This window comes from Chitinophaga sp. CB10, assembly GCA_001870995.2.
Classification (GTDB): domain Bacteria; phylum Bacteroidota; class Bacteroidia; order Chitinophagales; family Chitinophagaceae; genus Chitinophaga.
In genome coordinates, this window is the sequence record MLAV02000009.1 from 92,029 (window position 1) to 117,424 (window position 25,396).

Genomic DNA, 25,396 nt, shown 5'->3' on the forward strand with positions numbered 1-25,396 from the left:
TGTACTGTAATAACATTAATTACAGAATGAATAACGGCAGATTTCCCATTTCTCTACATATACTTACCCTGCTCGCCAGAGCGGAAGGAAGTTTACTGTCGTCCGACTTCATTGCCGGCAGCATCAACTGCAACCCGGTGATCGTCCGCAAGGAAATCAGCAACCTCCGGAGCTGCGGGCTGGTAGAAAGTAAGGAAGGAAAAAACGGCGGCGCCACCCTGGCCAAACCTGCCGGGAATATCCTGCTGTCCGATATCTACGCCGCGGTGCGGCAATCCTCTCTCCTTGGCAATAGCCGCAATACGCCCAACCCCGACTGCGCAGTAGGCCGGGATATCAACACCCACCTCGAAAACCTCTATGCCGAAGTAGAAGGCGTATTGGTTAATAAGCTGCACGGCATCTCCCTGGCCGACTTCAGCCGGCAGTTTGACTAATCGGCTGACCGCAGACTCTTTGCAGGATTAGCTACAGCCGCCCTTACAGCATGGACACTTACTGTAATCAGCACCAACAGCAGTACGCCCAGCGCAGTAGTAATAAACAGCGGTGAGCCCAGCGGAATATGGTAAGCAAACTGGTCCAGCCAGCGGTGCATATACCACCAGCCCACCGGAATGGCCATCGCGATCGCAATCAAGACCAGCTTCATAAAATCCTTTGATAGCAGGCCCACTATGCCCCAAACGGAAGCTCCCAGGACTTTCCGGATGCCGATTTCCTTATGACGCTGTACCGTGGTAATTGCTGCCAGCCCCAGCAGACCAAGGCAGGCGATGAATACTGCCAGCAGGGTAAACGTAATGAATATACGCTCCTGCACCCTTTCCCGCTGGTACTGCTGACCAAAGGCTTCATCCAGGAACCGCCAGGAAAAAGTATTCTCCTTGTCGAACCGGTGATAAACTTTTTCAATCCACCGGATCGCTCCCGGTATATCCTCCCCGCTCAATCGTACATACAGATTATCTTCCATGCTAACCTCCGGCGCCATCTTTAAAACCAGCGGCGCAATTTTGTGCTGCAGGGAATAAATATGGAAATCATTCACTACCCCCACCACCGTGCGGGAAATCCGTGTACCGTCGGCGCCGATCTCAAACTCCACTCTTTTGCCTATGGGATGTTCCCATTTCAGCTTCTTCATCAGCGTTTCGTTGATCAACACCCCGTTGTACCTGTCGCCCTCCCCTTCCATACTAAAGTTGCGGCCCCGGATCACCTTCAGGTCCAGGGTGGGAACGAAATCTGCGTCCACATAAAAATTCTGCGCCAGCATAGTCGCCGACGGCATTTTTCCATCCTGCTCAAAATAATAACCATTCGTACCAATATTATTATCGCCGATAGGGTTACTGGCGGCGGACACGCTTTTGATCAAACGGCTTTCCAGCAACTGCTGCTTCATTGCGGCAATATGGTGGCGACTCTCCTCCGATGGCAGGTGGAAGGTTATCACCTGGCTTTTGTTAAAGCCAATGTCTGCCGTCATTACATATTTCATTTGCCGGTAAGTCACATTGGCACTGATAGCGAGCAGGATGGCTACCATAAACTGGAATATCACTAATCCTTTCCTGAAATAGTTCTGCCCCGGTAATGCCGACTTGCCTTTCAGACTCTGAACCATCTTGTATCCTGACATGATCAACGCCGGATAGGCTCCAGCCACCAGGCCAGTGAGCAGTACTACTGCCACGACCGCCAACAGCGTATTACGTACACCCGCGTCCGTTATATGGATGTTCATGCCTGCCATACTATTAAAATAGGGAAGCGTAATCCAAACAATGCCAGCAGCTACCACTACAGCCGCCAGCGTCAGCAAAAATGCTTCCGCGAAAAACAGCATTGCCACCTGCCAGCGGTCTGACCCCAGCGCCTTCCGCACGCCAATTTCCTTTGTACGCGTCACCGCCCTGGCGGTAGACAGGTTGGTATAATTAATACAGGCGATCAACAGGATCAGGATGGCGGCAGAGAGAAAAATATACACATATACCACATTTCCATTGGCATCCAGCTCAAAATCCAGGTGGGAATGCAGGTGTATGTCCCGGAGCGGTTGCAACGTCATCGTGTAAGCCACTCCTTCTCCCATATATTTTTTCAGGTAGCTGTCATAAAACCCGCCCAGCCTCGTTTGCAATGCCGCTGCGCTGGCATTGGGTTTCAACAGCAGGTAAGTATATAGCTCAAACCTCTGCCAGCCATCTGCATGATAATCTGCGGATAATGGCCGTACGGCGTCAAACCGGAAATGCGTATTGGCAGGCACATCTTCCACAACGGCCGCCACCTGGTAAGTGGCTTTATTCATCACCAAAGGCTTGCCTATCGCCTGCTCCAGGCTTCCGTATATTTTTACAGCAAGGCTTTGGGTGAGTACTATATTGTTGGGAGAAGTCAATGCTTCGGATGCATTACCTGCCAGGGACCGGAAATTAAACACTTTGAAAAAGCCGGGGTCAGCGATGAAGAGAGAGGGAAAATCGTATCGTTTACCCCCTGCATCTATACGGTTGTTACCATCGGCCACTACTCTGATGGCGGCTTCCACTTCCGGAAAATCGCGTTCCAGTATGGGACCAAACGGCGCCGAGGTAGGCGCCAGGTTCAGGCTTCCTCCTGACCAGCTGGCCGAATTTACTACGCGGTAAATCCGGTCGCCTTTATCAAAATAGTTATCGTAGCTACGCTCCCTGAATACGTACAGCAACAATATCCAACAGGCGGCCAGACCAATGGTGAGGCCGGTCATATTGATGAGGGTAAACAATGGATAGCGTATAAGGTTACGCCATGCTATAAGCAGATAGTTGCGTATCATGGGGAGTGTTTTAAACGATTGCCGCATGTCATATGCCAACCACCCGATTACTATCTCACAACAGTAAACATATGTAATATTATATATAACTGTTCGATTTTAGTACAGCCTTGTCCGGTATTACGTGTGCAGGTGTACTCATGGGATGCCGGCTTTCGCCGGCGCCGCGTTCTGTATATTAGCCCTTCTATAGACTATTATTTTATGATACCATTTAGGGCTGTCAACAGTTCCCTGCTTTCGTACACCTTATTTTTATGCGTTCAATAATCTCCTATCTGGATCACCTTATTCAAAGCTTTCTCCAAATAATCCCCTACCATCTGAACCATCTTATTCTACGCTTTCCAATAATCTCCTATCTGGATCACCTGATTCAAAGCTTTCTTCAAATAATCCCCTACCATCTGAACCATCTTATTCTACGCTTTCCAATAATCTCCTACCTGGATCACCTGATTCAAAGCTTTCTTCAAATAATCCCTTACCATCTGAACCATCTTATTCTAAGCTTTCATATCATCTCCTGCTAACCGCGCACCTTATTCCAAGCTTCCAACCATATTCTAAACCTTCAAATAATCCCCTTCCATCTGCACCACCTTATTCTCCACATTAACCGCAATCCCTTTCAGGAATTCCGCCCTCATCTCCTCCGTCACCCGGCTGAAACCAAACATCTTAGCCATAAAAGGTACGGCGGCCTCCGGCTGTATTGCCACAGCGTCTTTCACCACTTTTTCCAGCGCTACCCCCATTTCCTCCACGGCGATATAATTTACTTTCCGGGCAGATGCAGGCAACTCACTACGGTCACGTACCAACGGAGTAGGGAGGTCCACATGCCAGAGGAACTGGCCTTTTATCCGGATACGCTTTCCGGCATCGGCATGCCGTACTGCGTGGCGCAGCACTTCCCGGAGTCGCGGCCCTACCCGTGTAACGCCCGCTGCTTCCACCATGCGGCGCGCCAGCTCATCAAAATGCACGGGGCTTTCCACTTCCACCACCTGCTGTATCCAACTGCAAAGCTGTCCTATGGGCGCCTGATGAAGTTCCTGGTTGCGGATTTCATCCGGCAGCGTTGCTATCCGGTAAGGCGCCGCTTTTTCTTCCGTCGCTTCTACAGCGGTACGCTCCATGGCCATTTCTTCGGCGGTGATCAGGTCCACCTTATCTGCTTCCTGGTGGGCATGCTTCGCCGCTTCGATTGCAGCGATGAGTCGCTCCAACTCCGCTTCCGGATGATGGAACCAATCCGTACTCCATATGCGGTGAATCTTCCATCCCATGCCTTCCAGGACCTGCTGACGTAAGCGATCCCTGTCGCGCGCAGATCGTGCGGAATGATACGCTGCTCCGTCACACTCTATCCCCAGCAGGTACCTGCCAGGATAATCCGGATCCACTACAGCCATATCTATATAGAACCCTTTGGCGCCTACCTGTTTACGCACCGTATAACCCCTGGCGGTAAGCGCAGCGGCTACGTTTTCCTCAAAAGGACTGGCCGCCGGCAGGCCGGTTTCTTCTGTATAGTTAAGCTTGCCATGCTGCGCGTAGTATAGGAAACTTTTCAACGCGCGGATGCCATAGCTCTGAGTGCGATTTTCATCGATATCGTCTGCAGTGATATTAGTAAACACTTCACAGCGCAGCTTCGCACGGGTGATAAGTACGTTCAGCCGGCGCTCCCCGCCTTCGTTGTTCAGCGGTCCGAACGACATGGCCACATATCCTTCCTCCGTACGGCCGTAACCGATAGAGATATAAATTACATCCCGCTCGTCGCCCTGCACGTTTTCCAGGTTCTTAACGAAGAAAGGCTCATCGTGGTGACTGGTAAAGAAGCTTTCCAGTTCAGGATTTGCTTTCCGGCGCACCTCCAGCGCATCGCTGATGGCTTCGCGCTGACTGGTACTGAAGGCTACCACTCCCAGGCTTTGGTGTGGAAACAATTTCGCATGTGCAATAACGGCATCGGCTACACGCGCTGCCTCTTTCGGGTTCGTCCGGGTCTTGCCGCGGTCGTACGCCGTATCCGGCAGATGGTGAAATACCAGTCCGGCCTGTTCTCTGGAGCCGGGGCCCGGGAATATCACCAGCTTATTATCGTAGAATTCGTGGTTGGAAAGCGTGATCAGGGATTCGTGCCGGCTACGGTAATGCCAACGGAGCATCCTTTGCGGAGCGCCCTGGGCGTCGCAGAGCCCGAGTATGCTTTGCATATCCGCCGTCACATTTTCCTCGTCATCGATTTCTTTGGTCAGCGTATCAAAGAAGCTGGTAGGCGGCAGCTGTCGTGTATCCCCTACTACAACCAATTGTTTACCCCGCATAATGGCGCCCAACGCGTCCACCGGCCTCACCTGGCTCGCTTCATCGAAAATCACCAGGTCAAACTCCACTGATTCCGGCGGCAGGAAGTTCGCAATGGACATGGGGCTCATCATGAATACCGGCTTAATAGCCTGGATAGCCCAGCCAGCGGCCTGCATCAGCTTACGCACCGGCATATGCCTGGCTTTCTTATTGAATTCCGTTTTCAGTATGTTCACCTGTCCGCCGGCCTCGGTCTTCGGCATTTGCTCCCAGTGCTGCAATGCGGCGCGCACCCGGTTATACTGTAGCTGCAGGGTATCCAGGCGCTGGAACTGCCGGATCAGCTCTTCGTGGCTGGACCTGTTAAATTTCCGCAACTCCGGATATTGCCGTACAGCTGCTTCCAGGAGGTGTTCATACCAGCTTTTCAGCAGGGCGGCCTTTAGCCACTGCCCGGCTTCCGGCCAATGCATGCCTGCATCAGTAAGGCATTGCAGCTGCTCGCTTGCAGCCGTAGCGGAAATATTATTCCAGGCAATCGTATGGGTTATCTCCGGCAGATGCGACAGCCACACCTGTAATGTTTCCTGTTGGGAGCTGAAAGTCTGCTCCTGCAATGCGGGCAGTGGCAGGCGTTTGCTTTCATCCATTTGCAATGCCTGCAGGACAGCCTGCAATTGTTCCATGGCAACGGCCAGTTGCCGTTGCAGCTCCCCGGCTTCCACTCCTGCTTTTGCCGGATCGGCGCCGCGCTGCAGGCAGTCGAGCACCACGGCGGGTGTTGTTCCCTGTTGTATTTGCTGGTGCAATTGCTGCAGCCAGTTTGTAGCCGTGTTCAGTACCGGCCAATCACTGTGCAGCTTTTCCCAGCGGGTAGCAAAGAGGCCATCGGTCAGGGCCGCATTCTCCCTGAGCATTGCCTCAAAGCGGCGATAAGCCATCACATCATCCACGTATTGAAGGCGGGTGGCGTTATCATCCGGTAATCCCTGCAGGCACAGTGCTGCCAGCTGTTGTTTACTTCGGCGCCAGGAGCCAATCAGGAACTTATACCACTTTTCCCCGTGTGCCAGCAGATCCTGGCGAACCTGTAACAGGTCCTGCTCCCATGCTTCGGGAATCAGGATCTGTTTATATTGTTCCCGGAGAGCAGCTGCCTGCTCTCCCGCGGATAATACTTCTTTAATAAGTTGGAATTGACGCAACCATCCCGGATGGCTGATATTCATTTCCCGTATGTCCGGCTGCGCGGCAATCACCCCGCAAATTGCGATCAGGTCCCTAACCGCCGCCATCGTTTCCGGCGCAGGCAGTTGCAACCAGGAGGCAGTTTCCAAGGCGCGCGCCTGCAAGCGCTGTATAGTACCCACTGCTTCCTCCAGTAAGTTTTTAACGCGTTCCTGCTCGTGCGGCAGGAGACTGGTCAGCATAGAGCCGCGGAACACAGCGGTGGCAGGCACGCCCGTCATACGCAAACAAGCCTGCATTCGCTCCGCCAGGGCAATAGCCTTACCGGCCGTATAGGCGTCCCAGTTATGGATATCCGGAACGGCAATCCGGGGCAGGGTAACCCCTGCCGTTTCCTGGCGCAATTGCAGCAGGTGACCGATGATTTGCTGCGGCGTGAGGCTGCTGTTTTGAATGTCGCTGTTTATGGCAATGCAGTAATCGTTTAGCTCCTCACGGGTTGCTTCCAGCAGGTGCAGTTCCTCCTGTAGTTTGGAGGCAGCGGGCTTGCCAAGGTCCATCACGCGCCGGAGCTCCTGGTGCAGCGCCTTCTTGTTAGCTTTATGGCTGTGCAATTCCAGGCAGGCTTCTCCGAGGTAGATATTATCCAGTCTGCGCTTTACCACTTCCAGGGCCGCCAGTTTTTCCGCAACGAACAGCACTTTCTTTCCCCTGCCGATGGCGTCTGCGATGATATTGGTGATGGTCTGGGACTTGCCGGTACCCGGAGGCCCCTGTATCACCAGGTTACGCCCCTGTTGTACGGCCAGCATAGCCATGATCTGGGAGCTGTCCGCATCCACCACCTGGAACAGTTCAGCCGCGTTGGTATCCCGGTCGATAAACGCATCTTCCGGCACGTCGGGACCAGCGTCCTGAAAACCGTTTCCGAACAGGCTTGCAATCAGCGGGTGCTCTTCCGGCTTCTGACCGGCTGGCCAGTTGGCGCTGTCCAGGTCATTATATATCATGAACTTTCCGAAGGAGAAGAATCCCAGTTCTATGGCATCAGGAATCACTTTCCAGCGATCGAATCCCTTGATGGCCGCTTCTACCCCGGCAAAGTATTCGTTGATATCCACATCCTCCTGGTCCGGCAGCTCCGGAATATGGATATTGAATTCCATCTTCATTTTCGCCTGCAGGGAAATATTCTCTCCCACCTCTTCCAGGGTATATTTCAGCTTGAAACGATCCCCCACATTACTGCGATCCAGCAGCACCGGTACAAGGATCAGTGGCGCCAGCCGCGCTTCCTGGCTGCTGTCTGATTCGTACCATTGCAGCATCCCGAGTGAGAGGTAGAGGATATTCACCCCTTGCTCCTCCACGCTGGTACGGGCTGCGTAATAGGTTTGCAGGAGCTTATGCTGAAGGGTAACGTTATTTTCGTTGGTTTGCAGCTTGGTATCCGTAATGGGATCCTTCGCGGTTGAAGAAGGCGCCGCAGCCACCGCAGGCGCATTCCCGTTAGTGCCTTTCAAAGGCGTTTCCAGTGGCAGTTCGTGGGTACGCGCTGCCTCGGCGGCAGTTTTGCCGGCGAAGGTCATTGTCCTGTTCTCCCGAACGAGAATGTTATAAACAGCGGCAGACTGCTCCTGCACAATATGCAGTCCTTTGCCGGTGGGTAACTTATAGTTCAGCAGGGGATTTCTAAGGCCGAGGTCCAGCAGTTCCTTGCGGGAGGCTTCCAGCCTGCTTAAAATGGATCCGATCATAACAGCAGTGAGAAACTGTAAATTTAGGTTTATTTCCTAAAACGGGGAAGCATAGACTTACAGTATGCTGCATCAGGAATTTTAAACAGGCTTTAGACCTTACCCTATATGGCGGAACTACGGAATTCGTACCACCGGTAGCCGTTTTGTATTAACGACAGGCCGGACCAAGGCCATCCGATGGCCTTTTGACGGGCTCCCACATCGGAAACTCCACCCCTTTGCTAAAGTTTACCATAACAGGAGGAAGGCGGTCTGCCATTTCACGGGCTATTTCCTCACTTCCAAAAATTTCTGTCATATCCCTGATAAACTCTCCCTTCTTGTCAATACTGGCATAATACTTCTGCCATTTCCGAATGTAACGTTTCTGGAAAAACCGCTGAATTGCTTTATACATAATGGTATATTTTAGTAGTGCAATAAATAGTTGCTAAATACAATTGTAAAAATCGCAAAGGCTGATACAGCATAATAAACACTCTGCTTGAAACATGATTCCAGGAAAACAGCGCGTCTATACCTTTCCGATGCCAAGGCCTCCAGGTCTTTATTGTAGAGTAATTTCAACTGCTCGTTCATTTTATCGGCCAGGGTAATTTCATTCCCCGGTGTAAGGATGCAGAGGAAATCCCTTGCTTCACGATAATAATACCTGGGCAGCTTCAGAATACCGGGTTCCTCCGAATCAATCAAGGGCAGGGCATAAGCAATGGACCCGGCCAGCATAATGCCGAAAGCCAAAAATCCTATACCCAGTGGGTAGTCAATACTCCTTCCATATAACAATTGCTTCAGTAACAGCCTCAGTACCGGTATGGCTCCCGCCAGGACGAAGGAATAAAAAACAAACAACATACTAAACCGCGAAGCCATCTGATAGGCTAACGATGCATACTCCGCGCATCTTTTCTCGTTCAGTTCGATGAGAAAATCATTATCTAAAAATGATTTCATAAAGGTTAATTTTAACAATGGTTGAAATCAAATGTAAGTAGTTCTAACAAATCTCGGCTGTTCATTCTCATTCGTTGAAAAATGATCTGTTCATTCTCATTCGTTGAGGGGAGGAATCGCTGTTCATTCAACGAATGAGCGGGCAAGAAGCTTTACCAGGTTGGGTTTAGAGAGGAGTTCGATTTCCTACAGCCCTGCCAGCAACAGGGCTTTCGGTAAATGTATCATCCGGGAAAGTAGAACTGGGGAATAAGGCGCCTGCGAATACCTGGCATTAAAATAGTTTGTAAAATACATACCATGGATTGATGCATTCAGTCGCAGGTCCGAACCAATCACCAATAAAAAAACGTTAGAAAAAAATAGTATAGCAGCCGCCAGTAATACTATATCGGAGATATGAAATTCAATAGTACAGCCACTTAGTTATATAACCATTACCTCACATAATAAAACGCCATCAACAAAAACACTACCACAGCCGGCGGCAACTCCTGCCGTAACCTCCGCAATGCCTTGCGCATATGCTGCTCCACCGTATTTACAGATATCCCCAGCCGCACCGCAATCTCCTGATTACTTAAATGCTCCTCCCTGCTCAGCAAAAATACCTTTCGGCATTGCTCTGGTAACAGATTAATACTTTTACGTATCCCCGCCATCAGCTCTTCCTGGAACAAACGCTGATACGGATCGTCCACCTGCGCCACCCGCTCCCCGGCCGAAGCCACATGCTGCTGCATGATTAACGTCTTCCTGAAATAATCATATAACTTATTACGTAATATAACCTGCAGGTAAGCGCCTACATTGGCTATACCGGCCCCCCTGCGATGATAGAAAGCCAGCATACACTCCTGCACCACCTCCTCCGCAATAAACCGGTCCCCTGATTTTTGCCAGGCAACACTTACCAGCACAGGAAAATAACGTTTGTAGATTTCCTCAAACGCCTTTTCATCGCCGCTTATCCATAGCGAGAGCAATTGTTGGTCAGTATGTTGTTGCAGATGGATCAATATTTGGCCACATGACGGGCCGTAAATATAGGCCAAATCACAGAATAGCAAAACAGGAAGATTTTTTTCCGGCAGGAGTAACGGTCAGGCCGTTTTCATTCGTCATATATATGTTCGAAGCAAAGAACTTACCAACTAAATGACTAAAAAAGAGTTGCAGGAACTGTTGGACAAGCACGCCGCCAACCAGCAAACTGCCGAAGAATCAGCCAAATTGCAACAGTGGTACGAGCAACTGGGCAACCATGCCCCGGCGCCGGATTGGGACCCGCATGCGCCGGCGTACCTGCAGGACCGCCTCCGGGAATTCAACGACCTGAAAAATCCTCCCAAACGCCGCTACCTGCGCATCATCAAAATATCACTGGCCACAGCAGCGGCCATCGCCGCGCTGGCTGTCATACTGTATAAACCATCCATTGTTACTCCCCCCGCTACCAACATCCATGGGCCCGTCGCCGCTACGACGCCGGCCGTACCCATCAGCGAAGCCACTGCATACGACCGGCACATCACCCTGCCCGACAGCAGCGTGGTGTTATTAAAGGCCGGCAGCACCCTGCAAATGGAGTCTGACTTTGAAGGTAACCGCCGGCAGGTAAGCCTTAACGGGGAAAGCTATTTTGAAATCAAGGCCAACCCGGCAAAACCGTTTATTATCCGTACCGGGAATATTCGCACCCAGGTACTGGGCACTTCTTTCAACATCCGCACGGACAAAAACGGCAGCATGGTTTCCATCGCCGTAACCAGCGGTAAGGTGAGAGTTACCAACAATAACAAGGAACTGGCAGTACTTACTAAAAACCAGGTCCTTAACACCCATACTCCCGCACAGGTACCGGTAAAACTGGAAAACGTTGCCAACGCACAGGTAGCGTGGATTTCAAGGGAATTATATTTCAATGACATTACCCTCGGCGCCATCTGCCAAAAACTGGCAGAAAGGTACCAGGTAAAAATTAACATCGATCCGAAAGTAAACAGTGAGAAAAAAGTAACGATAACAGATGCCTTTGCCGGCACCGAATCATTAAACGAAATTCTGGATATCATTTGTGCCACACTTGGCTACCAGTACACCGTGGCAGCACAAACAGTGACCATAACATTGTAGCAGAAAAGTTTTCACAGCACATATAAAATCAACCAAACATTACCTTATTATGAGGAGCGTATTCCTATTGCTATTACTGATCCTGCAAATGATGGCAGCATCAGCACAGGTTCTGACAAAAACAGTGAGTATATCCCTGCAACGCAAACCACTGTCCGCCATTTTACAAAACATCGGCAAGCAGGCGGAATGTAAGATTTCCTTCCCCGCCGAGGAAGTAGCCGCCTTCCAGGACGTATCCATCGAATGCCGTAATTGCAGCGTTGCGGACGCCATCGGCAAAGCGCTGCTGCACACCGGCCTGGAATTCAAATTGGTAAATACCACCATCGTCGTATTTAAAAAGCCAGCCGCCAACGCAGCCCCTGCCCAAACCATTACGGTGCAGGGCGTGGTACGTAATGAGATGAATGCACCGCTCCCCTACGTGAGCGTGGCCAGCGGGAAGAAAGGCGTTATCACCAGTGAAGACGGCAGCTTTTTGCTCCCCGATCTGCCTGCAGACGCTCCAGTAAGGTTTTCTTTAATCGGCTTTGACCCCCGTACGATAATGGCGAAAGACCTCGCAAACGGTCACCCCGTGATACTCACATCTCCCGGAAAAAACCTGAATACAGTAGAGGTAACGACCGCCTACCAACGCATAAGGCCCGAGCAAAGCACCGGCGCCATTGCCTCCATCAGTACCAAAGAATATGAATCCCGTATCAGCACTGACTTTCTTTCCGGCATTCAAAATAAATTACCCGGCCTGCTGATCAACACGGACCTGAAATTTGAAGACAACTCCCTGTTCCAGATCCGCGGACTATCCACCATCTCGGCCAACAAGCAACCGCTGATCGTGGTGGATGGTTACCCTACCGAACTGTCGCTCAGCGCCATTAACCCAAACGAAATCAAATCCGTAACCGTGCTGAAAGATGCAGCATCCGCCACCATATATGGCGTACGGGCGTCCAACGGCGTGATCATCATTGAAAGGAAACAGGCGGAAGTAGGTAAAACCAAACTGGCCTTCCGCACCACCCTGGGCATTACCCCGAAGGAACAGTATAGCACATACCGTTATGCGCCTAATTCCGCCAAGCTAAACTACCTCCGGGATTCCTATAAAGACGGGGCGGACCTGCCGGTAGACTGGTCCAACTACGAAAACAATCCAAGCGTGTACCAGCCTGGTTTTGAAATCCTCCTGGATAAAAAAGCAGGACGCATCACCGAGCAGCAACTGGAACAACGGTTCGCCGCCCTGGCCGCCTACGATAATGCGGCCGACTACAGCCGCCTTTTCCTCCGCACAGCTGTGAATCAGCAATACGATGTGAATATGTCCGGCGGTACGGAGCGCGCTACCTATTACATCTCTGCCAATTACATGAACAATCGCCGGAATACCGTTAATAACATCAATCACCAGTTCCTGCTCTCTGCCAGAGGCACGTATAAATTCAATAAAAAACTCTCCCTGGAACTGACGACGGACTACCTCGAAACCAAAGCCAATCTGGCCCCTGTGCCGGATATCAAGTCGCTTTACGGCTACGAACGGTTTACCGATTCACTCGGCAATCCGGCCGCTATATTCACCGGTTCCAATATGAACCCGGTGTTCAACCAGCTCAATATCCAGCGCGGACTGTATGACAACATGAACTACCCGCTGGTAAACATCAACGAGATCAGTGACATCAACCGGACCCTCAATAATAAGATTATCGCCAATTTCAACTATAAAATTACCAAGGGGCTGAACCTGCGGTTCGGCGGGATATACGAAAATTCTACCGCCAGGTTGAAACATTATGCCAGCGAGAAATCGTCCGAAGCGCGGCAGTATGTGAACAGGTATGCAGAAAGCAATGCAAACGGGCTCCTGTTTAACGTACCTAAAGGCGGTTACATCAACAAAAAAAGTATTTCCAGTATCAACTATACCCTGCGTGCCCAATTGGACTACAACAGGATCTTTCAGCAACAGCATTCCCTGAACCTGATAGCCGGCGCGGAGATCAGGAAGGTAACCAGCGAAAGCGCCACCAGCAGCACCTTTGGTTATAACGACCAAACCCTGCTGCAGCAACCGGTTGATTTCAATAAGATACTTACCGGCTCCTGGCTGTCAAAATATGCTTCCGGCAACCCTGGGTTGACTTTCAGCAATCTTTTCGGCCGTACGTACGCCGATGACCGCTATATCAGCGGTTACTTCAACGGCATCTACTCCTATCGCAGCAAATATTCCCTGTCCGGCAGCTTGCGCGTGGATCAGTCCAACCTCTTCGGCACCGATCCCAAATATCGCTACAAGCCGTTATGGTCGCTCGGCGCAGGCTGGAATATAGACCAGGAGAACTTCCTGCAGGACGCAAGCTGGCTGGATCAACTGAAATTGCGGGTAGCCTATGGCATCAACGGTAATACCTCCAAGGCCAGCATTCCGCAGATAGTAGCAGCTTTTGCCACCAACCTGCGGACCTACCCATCGTCGACCTCCCTGGAATTATCCTCCATGGAAAATAAAGCCCTGCGCTGGGAAGAAACGGCCAACTTCAATGCCGGGCTGGACTTCCGGCTGTTTGGCCGCATCAACGGTAACATCGATTACTATAACAGGAAAAGTAAGGACCTCCTCGCAGCTTCCCAGATAGACCCTACCAAAGGCGCCAGCAGCGCTACTTTAAACGCTGCATCTATCCAGAACAATGGTTTGGAGCTGAGCCTGAATGCCGACTGGATCAGCCGTAAAAGATTCAACTGGAATACCGGCATTATCCTGGCGAGAAACACCAACAAGGTCGTGTCGCTATATGTAAATAATACCTTGCAATCTTACCTATACCTCACCAACAATTATATCGTAGGTTACCCGGTGGGCGCCATGTTCAGCTACCGCTATGCAGGGTTGGATACAGCAGGCCTGCCCCTGATGTACGACGTGAACGGTAAGGTGAAGTCGCCGGGCTTCGGTACGGCCGACCAGGGCCTGAAGGACCTCACTTACAATGGCAACAGTATCCCCAGCATCAACGGTGGCATCAGTAACCGGATCGATATTGGCAATTTCTATTTCTATTGTATGATTGATTATTACGGAGGATTCAAAACGAGGATCCCGGCGCCTTCCGTGTATGACTACCGCCCGCTGGCAGGCGCGGAAAACTATTTCCGTGTAAAAGGAGACGAAGCCAAAACGGACATCATGGGCCTTTACCCCTACTGGTTATATAATTCTTACCATACTTATGTTTATAATTATGCAGATAAGAATGTAGTGAGTGGCGCATACCTCGTATTACGAGATATTACCATCTCCTATAACCTCCGCAATCTGAAAGGTATCCGGCAGGCCGGGTTTACGAATTTTGAAATCAAGGCGCAAGCGTCCAATATTACAACCCTGGGGCTGAACAGTTATAATTACAGCGTTGCCACCGGCTCCTACGCAAGAAGGTTCCTGGTGCCTACCTACACCATCGGCTTATTTACCAACTTCTAACTGCAACTCACATGAATAAAAAATATATCATCACCGGAATGGTTGCCTTCCTGCTGGCTGCCACATCCTGCAACAAATACCTCGATGTAGCGCCCAAGGGCAAAGTTATCCTGACTACTGTCAACGACTACGATCTGTTTCTGAACGGGCAAACGCTGACTGCCAGCGGCGCCAGGGAGCTGAACCTGCTGGCCGACAATGTGGACATCCCGGCTATTCCACAGCCGGCCACCGTCCAGGAAGACCTGATTTACCTCTGGACTGATCAATATACTTCCGACATCAAAATAGCGCCGGTCTTTTGGGGTAAGCACTACGCAAATATCTACCGTTTCAACGCGGTAATCAACGGCATTGACCAGGCAGTAAACGGCACGGAGGCGGATAAAAAACGCATCAAGGCAGAAGCACTGTTGGGAAGGTCCTTCGAATACCTCTACCTGGTGAACCTCTACGGGAAAGTATATAACAGCAATACTGCCGGGAAAGACCTTGCCGTACCCATCATCAGCAGTACGGATATTTCAGCGGCCACGCCGCCACGCGCAACGGTACAGGCAGTATATGACACGATTATCAACAATATCAAAGCGGCAATACCCGGTTTGCTGCCTAACAACGCCACCAATCGTTTCCGCGGAAGCAAACAGGCCGCGGTGAGCGTACTGGCCAGAACATACCTGTATATGGGTAATTACACCGAAGCGGCCAAATACGCGACGGAAGCGCTGAATGAAAGCACCTCCAGGCTGTTCGACTACAATACCATCAGCGACAGAAAGAACCTGCCGCCCTTTGCCATCCGCAGTTATGAAATCTATGGCCGGTATTCCACCTCGGCCTCCACGAGGGAATTCCCGACGGTAAGCTTCCTGCAGTCCTTTGATACGGCGGATTTACGCCTCCGTTACCTATATGACAACCTGGGCGACCTGCAATTCAAAACCCGCGGCGTTACTTCCTTTTCGCCTAGTGGCGCTGTGCCGTCCTACGGTACCAGCGTAGAAGAGATGAAATTGATTTTGGCAGAATGCGCAGCCCGCCAGGGCAATACCACAGAGGCTTTGAAACAACTCAACGAAATTCGTATATGCCGTATCCGTAAGTCGTCCTATAAGGCTTTGAGTTCACAGGACTCCGGAGAAGTGCTGAATTGGGTCATCCGCGAACGCGGCTGGGAGCTGGCCTACAGAGGATTCCGCTGGTTTGATATGCGCCGCCTGGATGCGGAAGGAAGAATGCCGGCAGTTACAAGAACGACTGCAAACGATGCTGCAATCGCCACCTTGCCGCCACATTCACCTAAATATGTCATCCAGATTCCGATTAGCGTACTTGCATTTAACCCTGATATGCCGCTGAATGAGCGTTAATAATTGTATGGACCGTTAAGTGGCGAAATAATTGGTTTGCCACTTAACGGTTATCTTGTTGCCCCCCGCGTTGTAGAAGCAGTTTGTTAGCCTTGATAAATTTATTGCGACGTATAACCCATGCTGTTATTCCTCACCTGATCCCATAGCATTTACCCATCTTCGCGCAAGGCCAACCCCGCATCAACAACCCGGCTTTTCTAATTATTAAAAAATAATACTAACTTTAATTCAGGAAAATGATATTCAATGTTTTTGCATTGCCGCACCTATACCCATTTAACCAACCACCGGCAATACCATCACCAACTTATCCAACTGAATGAACATTAAAAACTATATACCAGCAGTAGCAACTATCACCCTCCTTATCGCAGATATCTACGCATGGACTTTCATCGCCCATCTCATTTCCGCGCCATCCGATAATGCGGTATTAGCCGGCGTGCTGCTGTTACTCACCCTGGGCGGCCTGAATCTATTTATTCTCTATAAACTTATAAACCGGTTTAATAATGAAGATTAATTCCAAGTCAATTATCACGCTATCCGTTTTAGTACTGCTGTTTATCGTTTTCTTCTTTTCCTGCACCAGGATTGATGCCGGCCATGAAGGCATCCGCGTAAAGCTCTATGGCTCCGATAAGGGCGTGCAGGACGTATCGCTGGTTACAGGCCGGGTATGGTACAATCCTTTCACTGAAAACATTTATGAATTCCCCATCTTCGTACAGACGGCGGATTACGAACCGTTTACTGTGAATGCGAAAGATGGTAGCGTATTCCATGTGGACCCAACCATCTCCTTCCGGGTAATCGCCGGAAAATCGCCGGAGATCTTCCGCAAATACCGCAAAGGCATCGGCGAAATTACAAAGACCACCCTGTACAACTACGTGAAAGATGCTTTTCGTATTCAGTTCAACCGTTATACTACCGATAGCATGATCAGCAACCGCGAAGGTTTTGAAAATGCCGTGCAGAAGCAACTGTCTGATGAACTGATGAAAGAAGGGTTTACCCTGGAGCAGCTGACTTCCGGCCTGCAATATCCCGAAAGTATCACGCAGGCGATTGATCAGAAGAACAGTGCCGTACAGCAGGCAATCCGTGCGGAAAACGAATTGCGCGTTACGGAAGCTAATGCCAAGAAGCTGATCGTACAGGCTGAAGCAGAAGCAAAAGCGAACCTGTTAAGGCAACAATCCCTGACGCCATTGCTGATCCAGCAACAGTTTATAGAAAAATGGGATGGTAAAACGCCGTTGTATGGCGCAGCGCCCGTAATGTTCAAGAATGTCCCCTGATAAGAAGTGAGTACGGTCTTCTCATGGCATGATTATTTCCACTGTTTCCGAAAAAGTCTGCCATGAAAAAGGAACCTAAAGTTATCAAAATGGATCTGCCTGATGTCAGTGATATTCCAGGCCAGGAAAATTTTAAAGTAGAAAAGCTGGGGCCCGATACACCTTCCTCCGCTGATGAAGAAGGCGAAGGCGTACTCGATGATGACCCTGACACGGATTTAAGCGACGACAGCAATGTCAGCGATACCGAACGCCGCCTGCTGGACGAAGCCGCCAACGAGGACCCTGCTTACGAAGACGAAACCCGTATGCACGAAGCAGAAGTCGATCAGCGCGATGAAGACGGGGACCCGCTCAATGAAGACGAATCCCTTGATGTGCCCGGCAGCGAAGCGGATGATGAAGAAGAAGCCACCGGCGCAGAGGATGAAGAAAACAACGATTACAGTATCGACAAAAACGACGATTAAAAAAGAGCCTTTCCGGAAAGCCAGGAAAGGCTTTTCTATTTAAACAGCCTGTTATACCTGTCAGTAAAGACTGCTCTTTAAACTCCCAGATTTACCTCTCCACAAACCCCGGAAAGGCTATTTACCCGCATATTTCAACAATTGCGATACCATCGTATCCGCAGTTTTACCATATTCACTATGATACTTCTCCATCAGCATTTCGCGGGTAGGATGCTTATCCTTCGCCTGCTCTGACCATTGCACCGCCAAACTTGCATACGGCGGTACCAGCAGCCCAATCGCATTGCAGAAATTACAGATATTGCCGATAATATGCTGGGAGCCATCACTGTCGCCCGTAATAATTACTCCTGCCACCTTGCCTTCCAGCCTTGATGGCTTGCCCTGCAGAATTTCATCATGCAGGTGATCCAGCCTTTCAATTACTTTTTGTATTTCAGAGGAATGATTGCCCCACCAGATTGGCGTAGCAAAAATGAGGATAGACGCTGCTTCCACCCGGGCTAAAACAGCAGGCCAGGCATCCCCGCTGCCCATGTCCGTGTACGTTCCCGCAGCAATATTTTCATTCACAAGGTGTATGATGTCAGTGCTGACGCCGTGCCTGTTGAGTCGCTCCGCGAAGAACTCCGCCAGGGTGGCCGTATTGGAGAGTCCGGATTTTTTTAAGGTACCCAGGAGAATTACCGCTTTCATGTGTCATGCATTTTACATAACCGTTCCAGTATTATGCCATTGGAAATGGTCGCGGTTGATTCAGCAATTACTGCGCATGAGCAGGATTAATTAACCCAGGTTGTACAGGCCTCCTAACACCTGGAAAAGATATATACAACGGGTTTGACACATGATCACTGATCTCTTAACTGCATACGACACAGGTTCAACCCTCTTACCGCCGGTTGCATATTCCCCCATTTTCCCCACTGTGTACCCACCTCATCAAACCGGGTAAACTTCCCACTAACCCTTCTGCCATAAAAAAAGGTTCCGGATTTACCCCGAAACCTTTCAATTATTTCTTTTATCCAATGCAGATAGCCCCCTCCCCCTCACTCATCTCCTTACCCACTCCACCAAATCCTTCGGATAATACGGACTATCCTTAAACGTCGTATCATCCAGCTGCATAATTTTACTGATAGCCCCGGCCTCCCAGCACCAATAGCCTATATAAGCCTGGTCCTTTTTGTGATTATCATACCACGGATCGTTCCTGTGCAGGTCATACCAGGTATCAAGGTATTTTTTCATAGCAACGGTAGCATCTTCCTTACTCATACGGGTTATATCCAATAAGTAACTATACAGTGTCGGATAGATCACTTCATCCGGATTCTTCCCTCCGCCTCTCCGGGCATTGATGATAAACCAAAGGATACCATCCGGCTTCCACTCGGGGTAATCAGAACCCGCATCGGACTGCTCCACGATCTTTGCAATGCCGTTAAACTTATCATCGGGAATTTGCAGCAGGTATCCCAGCGCCACCATTTCCAACATATCCGCATAAGTGGAATCAGGCTCCCATCCATTCGCAAACCAGTCCGCCGCAGTAATGAAAATATCATAACATTCCTCCAGCGGCTTACCCATGGAATAAGCCACCGTGAACTTCTGCAGGTAGTCAAACGACATAGACCAATCATGGTAAGGCTCCGCTTTCCCCTGCTTCATCAGGTCGGACCTGATCTCCATATCCACCACGATATTATGCTCCTTCAACTGCAGCATTTTTTCAAAATATTTGGCGTTCTTCAACGCTGCCCTTTGACCGGGAGAACGTTCATCCTCCTTCGCAGCTGAACCGCCGAACAATTTGTTTAAAAAACCCATCTAATGCTATTTTAAAGAATGTAATCAGAACCAGCTGCCAATCGTCTTTCCTAATCCGCCTCCCAGCAATCCGCCAATGGCCCCGCCGAGCAATCCGCCGACCACCGTACCCACACCAGGACAAATGGCCGTTCCTATAATTGCGCCCAGCTCAGCGCCGGCCCATGCGCCGGCAATCGCGCCCGCAGCGCCTCCTACCGCTTCCTTGGTCTTTTCGCCAAAATGCCCCTCTTCCTGGTAGGTGTTATACACGTTCAGCACTTCCAGGCCAACGCCCACTACCACCAACCCCTTGCCGGCCACTTTCCCTACCACCGTTAGCGCCTTTGAGCGGGAAACAGCCTGCGTAACTTTAAACAGACTGTTATTAGCCCCGGTAGCTAATTTACTACTTCTGACAGCCTGGGAAAAATTTGAATTTGCTAAAGCGGTTACCGGCCTGGAATTACGGATGGAAGACCGTACGCCGTTGACCAGGTTACCCGCCCGGCTCGTCTTGATCTCCAGCGCTTCACGCTGGCCACGGGTTTGCTTGTAACCCCGACTATCCTGCGTTTCCGAATGCATCTCGCCATTTGGCATGGTCTTCACCATCTCCCGCTGCAAGGTGCCGGATTCATTGGCACGGGTAAAGGCGTCCCTGTCAGCCGGATTGATTCCCCCGCGGTCAATATGGTTCCTGGTCCAGCGCCTGCTCAGCTCACGCCCGTAGTTATCGGTGTTTTCCAGCGTGGCCGTGTTATATTTTGCATCCGTAATCTTGTAACTGCCTTTCTTTGCATAGGCCCCGTCAATACCGGCCTTCGGATTTTTGTCAATATCAATCAGCGGATGCTCATTGCGAACATCTCTCCACCCCTGTTGCCGGTGGTACACCTGGTCCTTCATCTCTCCATAGTTCCCCCCTCTCCTGTAATCGCGCGGACTGTTCGGCCTCACCAGGCTCAACTTCCCGTTCTCCACGTCGTAGATCATCCCGCGTTGCACATAGTCTATGGCAGCGTCATAACTTCCAAACGCCCACGCGCCCGCGCCAAGGCCCGTAACGCCGTCCAACAGCATATTACCGCCTCCGCCTGACGGGGCATTAAAATCTACTTTCACCTTACCACCCTGTTTGCATAACAAACAGGCATCTTCAAATACCAGCTTATAGCCGTTTACCTTTACGCCCTTGTTGCATTTATCCCAATAGATCGGCTGCGGCTGACAACTGCCGCCCGTCACCGAACAGGTGCCCATTGGCATAATGTTCTCACCGGGCACAATATCCATTTCACTGGCGAGGTTCTCGCCGTATATCTTCGTGTTGTTATGATGCGTCACCTTTAACCTGGAAGGAGCGCTTCCTTTATCGCAGGTAAGCCAGCTGTTATCTGGAATGTATTTCTTTGATCCCATGATTCCGGATATTTATGCGGAATGCTCCGCTGCTACATTGAAATGATTTTTAAGCGCCGCCGCCTGCTCCTCCCCAATGCGCTCCAGCACATGCGCAGATGCGACCAGGTACCAGTCGGAAACTTTCGTTTCCAGGTACATTTCCCCGCCTGTCAGCCACCGCCGGCGGTCGTAATGGAATTCCTCTTCCATCAGTACTTCCAGCTCCGCGCTGACGTTATAAACGCCCGTAAGGTCTTTCAGCATCCTGGCAAATTGTTTCCGGTCAAACTGCTGCACATCCAGTTCCCCTTTGTGCGTCAACTGACAATGATACTCCCCAATACCATATTCCTCCATCCAGTTCGCGGTTAAAGTCAGCGGTAAGTCCACCTGCCCGAAGAAGCCCTTCAGAAGCAACGGCTGCCGGCTTTCCCCCTGCTTGCCACGAAAGTTGTCCTGGAAGAAAAAACGCCAGGCGCTGAACCCGTTCAGCGATTGTATAAACCTCGCCTTATCCCGCAACAGCTCAGTGGTAGCGGCTATCAGCTCCTCAAGCCCTTCCTGCTGCTTCCTGTATTTTTTCCGGAGCGTATTGGCATAAGTACTATCCCATCTTTCACGGATTTCATACAGGTTGCGGACATCCTTGAGTTTCCCTGCTTCGTCCAGTAATATTTTCAGGGGAGATTGCAATACTTCCATATCCATCGCCCATTCGTGTATCAAAGCAGCGCCTTCCACTTGTTGCGCCAATAATTCAGACTGCCACAACGTGCCTTCCTCTTCTGCTCCCAGCATGGTCAGGCGCACTACCTTCTGCTGGATGAATTCCAGCAGCCGCCCGCCTACAATCGTCCTGTTGGCGGAAGTGAGGTGATACAAAGCGGAATCGCCCGGTCTGGGTTGATGGATACTTAACATTGGTTGATCTCGATTTCATTTGCCACAAATTCACCCCGCGCGCCTCCGCTGGCGTAGAATTTTTCTGTAGCGGTGATGGATACCTCTTTTGAATCCAGCTTGTAAACACCCGCAGCGGAATTTATGCACACGTCCTTCGCTGTAGAGGTAAGGGTAATATCCTCCGTATCGGCCGTACCGCTAATGCTCTTTTTCGCGCTGATGGTAACCGTACCTTCCCCGCCTCCCTGCTCGCCGGGCTGCGCGTTGATGGTGACGCTGTTGCTGGCGTTCAGCACAAAGTCCGTCGTATTGATGATCATCTTCTGCGGCGCCGTCAGGGTAACGGTGCCATCTCCCTGCATCACCAGTATATTACCGCTGGGGTCCTTCACCGTAACGCTTCCCTTATTATCATCAAGTATCACCGTGGAGCCGGTACGGGTAGTCAGGCTCTTTACCCCGTTTGCCGAACCGCCGCCACTGCCGGTTTTGCCATGGAACACGCTGCCCATCACAATCGGCCGGGCAATATTGCCTTCTTCAAAAGCGACCACCACCTGGTCCCCCTTTTCAGGAATGAAAGTGAATCCCCGGTTCTTGCTCACTTTATCGGAACTGCCGGCATCCGGCGTTACTACCCGCAACCATTCAGAGGCGTCGTTGCAATTGCACTCCCATTTAAACTTAACTTTTACGCGGCCCTGGCCTTTAGGATCCGCATTATCTTCCACGATAGCCAGTTGCATATCCGCAAATGGGCGCTCATACTCCCGCACGGGAATTTTTTCCGCATCGGCCGTAATACCCTCAAACGTGTGATAGTAATGGCCCACGCCGTCTATATGATGATACACCGCCGTTACCAGGAAACGCCCCAGCTGCTGAACGCTGAAGCTCAGGGCCTCTTTCACGCTCATGCTCACATCCACAATTTTTCCCAGCCCCACCTCTGGATTATCTCCCGAAGCCGTTATCCGCAACAGGTCAGCGATGTTGGCCTTATCTTCATTTTCCACATAAGTGTCCATCTCCTTTTTTGTATCCACGCGTACATGCGTCGGTTGGGAGTACACCTTGCTGTATAATTCATTGGATGCGTTGACGGCATGCGCAAGGTCCGGCTGGCCGCTGGCCTGCGCTTTGGCCTCCGCCTTGAACATCTCGTCTTCCGCGGGCTGGTAGGCAAACTTGCGGCTCTTGAGCGGCGCCACCTGCATGGCGTATTGCAAGCTGTTTACATCCCGGCCGTACACCAGCTGCACTTCATCCAGCTGTTCCGGCTTGCCGAAATTGAGCTTGGTACCATCGTAGTAAAACCATTCATGGTATTCGGCGGACAAGCGATTGATGAAGTCATAATCGCTTTCCCGGTATTGGATAATATAATCGATCGGCTCCTTACGCGCAGGATTCAACGTCAGGTTCAGCTCATTGGCAGGAGCGTCCTGCGTGGCCTTGCGGATAATGCCGCTGAGGTCCTTGTTGAGGTAGGAACCCAGGTCTGGCCCGCGGTCGATCAGGATGCTGGGACTGTACCCGCTGATAATCAGCGTGCCATGATAGCCATGACTTTGGGACAGCTCCACCCGCGTCACCTTGCCGATGAACACCTGTTCCTTACCCATCTCTTTCCCGAATTGCACGGTAATGCTTTTACCCATAAAGGCGCGGGATTTTTCCAGCGATATCATGCCGGGCGCTCCCTGTTCATCATGATTGAAGCGCAACTCAAAATAATGATGCGCATTGAACCGCTGTTCCAGGGTAAACGCCGAAAAATGAAGGATGGGCGTTTCTTCAATATGAATTGTTACTTTCAGTTTACCTTCCATAGGTTAACCTTTTTTGCGTGTTGAATGTCAGCCTTTGACAGGCCATTTTCCATAATAGGCTACTACCTTGTATTCCCCGGCACACCGGGCAAAAACAAAGGCAAAGAAGCTCTCCGCATGGCCATTTTTTTCCGGGTACTGCTCATATACTTCGTATAGTTTCGAACCCTTGTCCGTGCCCTGCCGGAGCGTATTATAATAGTCCTCATTCATCCGGTCATCAATTTCCTGCAGGGCCTCTTCGCCCGCTGCCGGCAACAGTCTTCTCACTGCCGCATGAAAGATGTCTGAGTAATAATCATTGAATTCATTAAAACCTACCCTGCCCGCAGTTTTATCGATCTGCATACCCTTCAGGTCCTCGTTGGACCACTGCAGGGCGGTCTGTAACGGGAAGCGGATACACTTTTTTACCTGCTCCCGGTCGTTCTTTTTCACGGCCTGCTGAAAAGCGGCCAGCGCTTTTCTGAACAGTTGCTCGTCTTGGGTTGTATCGGGAGAAGATTTAGTGCTGCTGTTAGCAGTGTCTGCCCGTTCCGGCAACGCTGCTACCGGCTGCTTTATGCCGTGGGTAACCTGCTCCCTTTGCTGACAGGCCGATCCTAGAACCCATGCTGTAATTACGCTGTAAATGATGCTTCGTACCATCTGCTAAAACCTGGGTATATATATCAGTCCTCTCTCCTCCATTCGCTTCAGGATCACTGCGGAACCTGTCTGTGCGGATACGGCATCTTTATCAAACTTGCCATCCTTCACATACTTGCCCTTGGTATAATGATTGGAATAACTCCAGAGATAAGGCGAATTCATGTGGTGAAATTTAAAGTATCCGAAACCGTTATACGCTTCCAGCTTCCGGAGGATGAAAGGCAACTTCCAGCTGGTGACCTTATCGAAACCCATCAGCTTCAGTGCATCCACAGCGCTTTCCTCGAACGTAAACGGCGGCGGATGGCCTACTTTGGGCCGCCCTGCCGGCACCTGCACAGTGTAACCCGTCAGCGGGTCCCCGTTGTGCAAATGCTTCTTAAAACTGAAGCTGCACTCCAGGTAATGCACGCAGGCAATAAAGTACCAGGGGATGCGGCTACCGGCTACGGGGTTGAAATCCCCCGCGAGCTGACACATATAACCCAGCCCCATCAGGTTGGACTGCGGCTTGAATCCCAGGGAAAAATCAGGGGGCCGCGTCGGCCACTGCTGGAACAGCGGCTCCGGCACTGTTGGCACCGGGTTGGCCAGCTGCTGCGGGGCAGCGCCGGAAAATGCGTTGTAATAGGGTCTGTTCCTGAACATGGATGATGTGCTGAATGCCCTGGGCTGTTCCAGCACGCCGCCAGCCTGCACCATGGTGGAGATGTCCTCGTACCGGCCCCGGTTGGCTACTACCTTTTCGTCGATGATCTTGTCCACCTCCGCCACTTTCGCGGTAGTGATAACACAGGTATCAAACAACTGCTGGTACTCCACATCCGAAGGCGTGGACGGCGTCGGCTTGGGCTTCGCCTTTGGTTTAGCCTTCTGCTTAGGTTGTACGGTAGGTGATATTTGTTTCTTCTTCTTCATGTTGGCTGAAAAGAGGAAATAGGGCGTGTTG

The 25,396-nt window shown here is 50.8% G+C and carries 19 protein-coding genes; 7 read left to right on the top strand and 12 right to left on the bottom strand.

Going from position 1 to position 25,396, the window contains the following annotated elements; genetic code table 11:
• The first annotated feature begins 26 nt into the window (after nt 1–26).
• Nucleotides 27–437 carry an Rrf2 family transcriptional regulator gene (locus tag BOC67_RS14410; protein WP_291911071.1) on the top strand — a complete coding sequence of 137 codons (411 nt, stop codon included), beginning with the start codon at nt 27–29 and terminating at the stop codon, nt 435–437.
• On the opposite strand, the gene BOC67_RS14415 is transcribed toward BOC67_RS14410, so the two are convergent.
• The 5 genes from BOC67_RS14415 to BOC67_RS14435 form a co-directional block, all read right to left on the bottom strand.
• A complete protein-coding gene (locus BOC67_RS14415) occupies nt 434–2,830 on the bottom strand; it encodes an ABC transporter permease (RefSeq protein WP_291911074.1) in 2,397 nt (798 codons plus the stop codon). The genes BOC67_RS14410 and BOC67_RS14415 overlap by 4 nt on opposite strands.
• Nucleotides 2,831–3,396: 566 nt before the next feature.
• A complete protein-coding gene (locus tag BOC67_RS14420) occupies nt 3,397–8,097 on the bottom strand; it encodes a DUF3320 domain-containing protein (protein ID WP_291911077.1) in 4,701 nt (1,566 codons plus the stop codon).
• Between the two features lie 151 nt (nt 8,098–8,248).
• On the bottom strand, nt 8,249–8,497 hold the full coding sequence (locus tag BOC67_RS14425) for a hypothetical protein (protein WP_291911079.1): 249 nt from the start codon (nt 8,495–8,497) through the stop codon (nt 8,249–8,251).
• An 11-nt stretch (nt 8,498–8,508) separates the two neighbouring features.
• Nucleotides 8,509–9,054, bottom strand: a complete 546-nt coding sequence (locus tag BOC67_RS14430; RefSeq protein WP_291911081.1) for a hypothetical protein — start codon at nt 9,052–9,054, stop codon at nt 8,509–8,511.
• Between the two features lie 437 nt (nt 9,055–9,491).
• Complete coding sequence (locus BOC67_RS14435; RefSeq protein WP_291911084.1) at nt 9,492–10,073, bottom strand: RNA polymerase sigma-70 factor; 582 nt, start codon at nt 10,071–10,073, stop codon at nt 9,492–9,494.
• A 139-nt stretch (nt 10,074–10,212) separates the two neighbouring features.
• On the opposite strand from BOC67_RS14435, the gene BOC67_RS14440 reads away from it, so the two are divergent.
• The 6 genes from BOC67_RS14440 (at nt 10,213) to BOC67_RS14465 (ending at nt 17,839) form a co-directional block, all read left to right on the top strand.
• The gene (locus BOC67_RS14440; RefSeq protein ID WP_291911086.1) at nt 10,213–11,190 is read left to right on the top strand and encodes a FecR family protein; all 978 of its coding nucleotides are present in this window, start codon (nt 10,213–10,215) and stop codon (nt 11,188–11,190) included.
• A 49-nt stretch (nt 11,191–11,239) separates the two neighbouring features.
• The gene (locus BOC67_RS14445) at nt 11,240–14,689 is read left to right on the top strand and encodes a SusC/RagA family TonB-linked outer membrane protein (RefSeq protein ID WP_291911089.1); all 3,450 of its coding nucleotides are present in this window, start codon (nt 11,240–11,242) and stop codon (nt 14,687–14,689) included.
• Between the two features lie 11 nt (nt 14,690–14,700).
• Nucleotides 14,701–16,062 (top strand): RagB/SusD family nutrient uptake outer membrane protein, encoded by a 1,362-nt coding sequence (locus BOC67_RS14450; RefSeq protein WP_291911092.1) that lies wholly within the window; start codon nt 14,701–14,703, stop codon nt 16,060–16,062.
• Between the two features lie 322 nt (nt 16,063–16,384).
• Entirely contained in the window at nt 16,385–16,588 is a 204-nt protein-coding gene (locus BOC67_RS14455; RefSeq protein WP_291911094.1) for a hypothetical protein, read from the top strand.
• Complete coding sequence (locus BOC67_RS14460; RefSeq protein WP_291911096.1) at nt 16,578–17,369, top strand: SPFH domain-containing protein; 792 nt, start codon at nt 16,578–16,580, stop codon at nt 17,367–17,369. The genes BOC67_RS14455 and BOC67_RS14460 overlap by 11 nt, the downstream gene beginning before the upstream one ends.
• A 62-nt stretch (nt 17,370–17,431) precedes the next feature.
• Complete coding sequence (locus BOC67_RS14465) at nt 17,432–17,839, top strand: hypothetical protein (RefSeq protein ID WP_291911098.1); 408 nt, start codon at nt 17,432–17,434, stop codon at nt 17,837–17,839.
• A gap of 117 nt (nt 17,840–17,956) precedes the next feature.
• Here the strand turns inward: BOC67_RS14465 and BOC67_RS14470 are convergent, their stop codons facing one another.
• From BOC67_RS14470 to BOC67_RS14500, 7 genes are all read right to left on the bottom strand, one after another.
• On the bottom strand, nt 17,957–18,538 hold the full coding sequence (locus tag BOC67_RS14470; RefSeq protein WP_291911100.1) for a flavodoxin family protein: 582 nt from the start codon (nt 18,536–18,538) through the stop codon (nt 17,957–17,959).
• Nucleotides 18,539–18,898: 360 nt separating this feature from the next.
• Nucleotides 18,899–19,678, bottom strand: a complete 780-nt coding sequence (locus tag BOC67_RS14475; protein ID WP_291911101.1) for a PoNe immunity protein domain-containing protein — start codon at nt 19,676–19,678, stop codon at nt 18,899–18,901.
• A 24-nt stretch (nt 19,679–19,702) separates the two neighbouring features.
• A complete protein-coding gene (locus BOC67_RS14480; RefSeq protein WP_291911103.1) occupies nt 19,703–21,079 on the bottom strand; it encodes a PAAR-like protein in 1,377 nt (458 codons plus the stop codon).
• A 12-nt stretch (nt 21,080–21,091) separates the two neighbouring features.
• A complete protein-coding gene (locus BOC67_RS14485) occupies nt 21,092–21,982 on the bottom strand; it encodes a hypothetical protein (RefSeq protein ID WP_291911104.1) in 891 nt (296 codons plus the stop codon).
• Entirely contained in the window at nt 21,976–23,796 is a 1,821-nt protein-coding gene (locus tag BOC67_RS14490; RefSeq protein WP_291911105.1) for a phage baseplate assembly protein V, read from the bottom strand. The genes BOC67_RS14485 and BOC67_RS14490 overlap by 7 nt, the downstream gene beginning before the upstream one ends.
• 27 nt (nt 23,797–23,823) lie before the next feature.
• Nucleotides 23,824–24,444, bottom strand: coding sequence for a hypothetical protein (locus BOC67_RS14495; RefSeq protein WP_291911106.1), 621 nt, complete (start codon nt 24,442–24,444; stop codon nt 23,824–23,826).
• Between the two features lie 3 nt (nt 24,445–24,447).
• Entirely contained in the window at nt 24,448–25,365 is a 918-nt protein-coding gene (locus BOC67_RS14500) for a hypothetical protein (protein ID WP_291911107.1), read from the bottom strand.
• Between the last annotated feature and the right edge of the window lie 31 nt (nt 25,366–25,396).